At 72.2% G+C, this 3,361-nt stretch carries 3 protein-coding genes; all 3 read left to right on the forward strand.

All coding sequences use genetic code 11. From position 1 onward, the window contains the following. Positions 1-246 precede the first annotated feature (246 nt). The 3 genes from DQW06_RS25020 to DQW06_RS25030 all read left to right on the forward strand — a co-directional run bounded on the left by DQW06_RS25020 (position 247) and on the right by DQW06_RS25030 (position 3,281). On the forward strand, positions 247-1,809 hold the full coding sequence (locus DQW06_RS25020) for an NAD(P)/FAD-dependent oxidoreductase (RefSeq protein ID WP_198662545.1): 1,563 nt from the start codon (positions 247-249) through the stop codon (positions 1,807-1,809). Further along, on the forward strand, positions 1,793-2,290 hold the full coding sequence (locus DQW06_RS25025) for a DUF4873 domain-containing protein (protein WP_013151512.1): 498 nt from the start codon (positions 1,793-1,795) through the stop codon (positions 2,288-2,290). Before DQW06_RS25020 ends, DQW06_RS25025 begins: the two co-directional genes overlap by 17 nt. A gap of 91 nt (positions 2,291-2,381) precedes the next feature. Next, positions 2,382-3,281 carry an alpha/beta fold hydrolase gene (locus DQW06_RS25030; protein ID WP_013151511.1) on the forward strand — a complete coding sequence of 300 codons (900 nt, stop codon included), beginning with the start codon at positions 2,382-2,384 and terminating at the stop codon, positions 3,279-3,281. Positions 3,282-3,361: the final 80 nt, after the last annotated feature.

The following is a 3,361-nucleotide window of genomic DNA, read 5'->3' on the forward strand; positions in this document are numbered from 1 at the left end:
CCGCGGCCTGCGGGCCCCAGACCCCACCGCCGGAGGACGAAACGCGCCGCGTCCCCCGGCGGTGGACCCGCCTCCCGGGGGCGAAACGCGCCACGTCCCCGGGAGCCCGCTCCCCGGAGGCGGAACACGCCGCGCCTCACGGGGTGACAACTCCCCCGGGGGCGAAACGCGCCGCGCCCCCGGGGGACACACCCGCCGATCCGGACGGCGACGCGTCCGGGCCGGTCCGCACGAAGGGACCAAGACGTGACCGAAGCACCACCCCACTTCCGGGTGGCCGTCATCGGCTCCGGCTTCGCCGGGATCGGGATGGCCGTCCGCCTCAAGCAGGCCGGTCTGAAGGACTTCGTGGTTCTGGAACGCGCCGACGGGATCGGCGGCACCTGGCGTGACAACTCCTACCCGGGCGCCGCCTGCGACGTCCCCTCCCACCTGTACTCGTTCTCCTTCGCGCCCAACCCGCACTGGAGCCGCAGCTTCTCCCCCCAACCCGAGATCCACGACTACATGGAGCGGGTCGCCGGGGAGCACGGGGTGCGGGAGCACGTCCGCCCCGACCACGACATGAGGTCCGCGCACTGGGAGCCCGAGGGCAACCGGTGGCGGATCGAGACCAGCCGGGGGACCGTCACCGCCCAGTTCCTCATCAGCGCGGCGGGACCGCTCGCGGACCCCTCCTATCCCGACATCAAGGGCCTGGACACCTTCGAGGGGACGATGTTCCACTCGGCGGCCTGGGACCACGACCACGACCTCACCGGCCGCAGGATCGCGGTGATCGGCACCGGGGCGTCCGCGATCCAGTTCGTGCCCAGGATCCAGCCCAAGGCCGGGAGGCTGACGCTGTTCCAGCGCACGGCCCCGTGGGTGATGTTCCGGCACGACCGCGACATCACCCGGTTGGAGCGCTGGCTGTACCGCAACGTGCCGCTCACCCAGCAGATCGCCCGCAAGAGCATCTACTGGGGCAGGGAGACCTACGTCCTCGGCTTCGCCAAGAACCCCAGGCTGCTCTCTATCGTGGAGGGGCTGGGCCGGGCCAACATCCGCCGCAGCGTGAAGGACCCCGAGCTGCGGGCCAAGCTCACGCCGAGCTTCCGGGCGGGCTGCAAGCGCATCCTGATGTCCAACGACTACTATCCGGCGCTGGCCCGGCCCAACGTGGACGTGGTCACCGACGGCATCGTGGAGGTGCGCCCCCACGCCGTGGTCACCCGCGACGCCTCGGGCCGCGAGACCGAGCACGAGGTCGACACGATCATCCTCGGCACCGGTTTCCACGTGAGCGACCCGCCCGTGGCGCGGCGGATCTTCAACGCCGAGGGGCGCTCGCTCTCCGACCACTGGGGCACGGACGTGCAGGCCTTCCGCGGCACCACCGTGGCCGGGTTCCCCAACGCCTTCGTGCTGGCCGGGCCCAACACCGGGCTGGGGCACACCTCGCAGCTGTTCATGATCGAGGCCCAGATCCGGTACACGATGCAGGCGCTGAAGTACCTGTGCCGCAACGGCCTGGACCGCATGGACGTGCTCCCGAAGGCCCAGCGCGACTACAACGAGATGGTCGCCAAGGCCATGGAGGGCACGGTCTGGGTGACCGGCGGCTGCGACAGCTGGTACCTCAACGAGCAGGGCCGCAACACCACGCTGTGGCCGACCTTCACCTGGGAGTTCGCGCTGCGCACGCGCTGGTTCGACCCCCACAACTACGACCTGCGGGTGGACCGCTCCCGCGGCCGCGGCGCCCGACGGCCCGCGGTCCGCGCCGAAGCGGCTCCGGAAGGGGAGCGGTATGAGCGGGTTCGGTGACGAGGAGGAGGAGTACCGGGGCCCGGTGACGGTCGTGCTGCCCGTCAACGGCGGCGCGCAGCGGTCGGAGCGGGCGCCCGGTACGAAGGTTGCGGTTGATGCTGAGGGGTCGCCGGAGTCACCGGATACTGACGGTGTGAAGGATGGGTCGGGTGTCGAGAACGCGGCGGATACGCGAGATACGGCAGATGCGGAGGGTACGGAGGACAAGGGCGTCGCCGTGCGGGTCCAGGCCCACCTGGCGGGCCACTTCTCCCCCCTGACCGGTGACTACCGTTGGCGGGGGCGGCTGTCCCCCAGCCCCGAGGTGACCGCGGCCTTCCGCGCGGGCGCGCGTACGGTCGTGGTGCGCACCCCCGACGGGTTCGAGGGCACCGGGGTTCTGGACGAACCCAACCTGTGGGGCGGCCATCCGGTCAACGGGGCCGGTTCACCGCCCTTCGCCGTGCCCCACGTGGACATCGACGCGTCCGACGACTGAACGCGTCCGCGCACGCCCCGGCCCGCGCCGACCCGGGGCGCGGCGCCTTCCGGCACCCGGCGCGGTCTCCCCCGAGTGAGAGGTATCCCCGATGGCAACCCGACACGTGGGTCAGGTCCGAGAACTCCAGGTGCGCTCCGACGACGGCACACTGCTGCACGTCGAGGTGCGCGGCCCGGAGGACGGGCCGACCGTGGTCCTCGCGCACTGCTGGGCGACCTCGCTCGCCTCCTGGGGGCCGGTGGTGCGCGAACTGGACCCGTCCCTGCGGGTGGTGCTCTACGACCAGCGCGGCCACGGACGCACCCAGGCGCCGCTGACCAGGGCGGGGTACGGCGCGCGGAAGCTGGCCGAGGACCTGTGCGCGGTCCTGGAGGCGACCGTGCCCGAGGGCGAGAAGGCCGTGGTCGCCGGGCACAGCATGGGCGGTATGACCATCATGTCGGCCGGTGCGCACCCGGTGTTCCGGGAGAGGGCCGCCGCGGTGCTGCTCACCAACACCGGGTGCAAGGAGCTGCCGATGCGGTCGACCGCGATCCCGCTGCCCGGCCCGCTGGGCACGTTCGGCGCGCAGGTCTTCCTCAGGGCCCCGATACCGCTGGGTCCGCGCAACGCCCTCACCACGGCGGTACTGAAGTCCATGGTGATGGGCAGGAGAGCCGATCCGCGCATGGTGCGGCTGTGCATGAGGATGGTGCACGCGTGCGGTGGTGTGTCCCGAGGCGCGTGGGGACGGGTGATCTGCACGTTGGAGGCGGAGGAGACCGCCCGGCAGATCTCGGTGCCCACGGTGGTGATGGTGGGCACCGACGACAAGCTGACCCCGCCGTGGCACGCGCACCACATCGCGTCGCTGTTGAAGGACTGCCGGGAGGTGCGGGAGATCCCCGGCGCGGGCCACATGGGACCGCTGGAGTACCCGAGGGCCCTCGCCGAGACGGTGGACAGGCTCGCCGCCGAGCACCTGGAGCCGCGGACACGGGCCGCCTGACCCCCGGCTCCGCGCTGACGCCCCCGGCTCCCCGGCCGGGGGCGTTGGCGTGCGAGGACCCCGAAGGCGCGGGGGACACG

This window comes from Nocardiopsis sp. TNDT3, assembly GCF_003427465.1.
Taxonomy (GTDB): domain Bacteria; phylum Actinomycetota; class Actinomycetes; order Streptosporangiales; family Streptosporangiaceae; genus Nocardiopsis; species Nocardiopsis dassonvillei.

What these genes read in the sequence shown, in the direction of transcription:
- DQW06_RS25025 (WP_013151512.1), top strand. Translation starts at nt 1,793, where the DNA reads ATGAGCGGGTTCGGTGACGAGGAGGAGGAGTACCGGGGCCCGGTGACG.
- DQW06_RS25030 (WP_013151511.1), top strand. Translation starts at nt 2,382, where the DNA reads ATGGCAACCCGACACGTGGGTCAGGTCCGAGAACTCCAGGTGCGCTCC.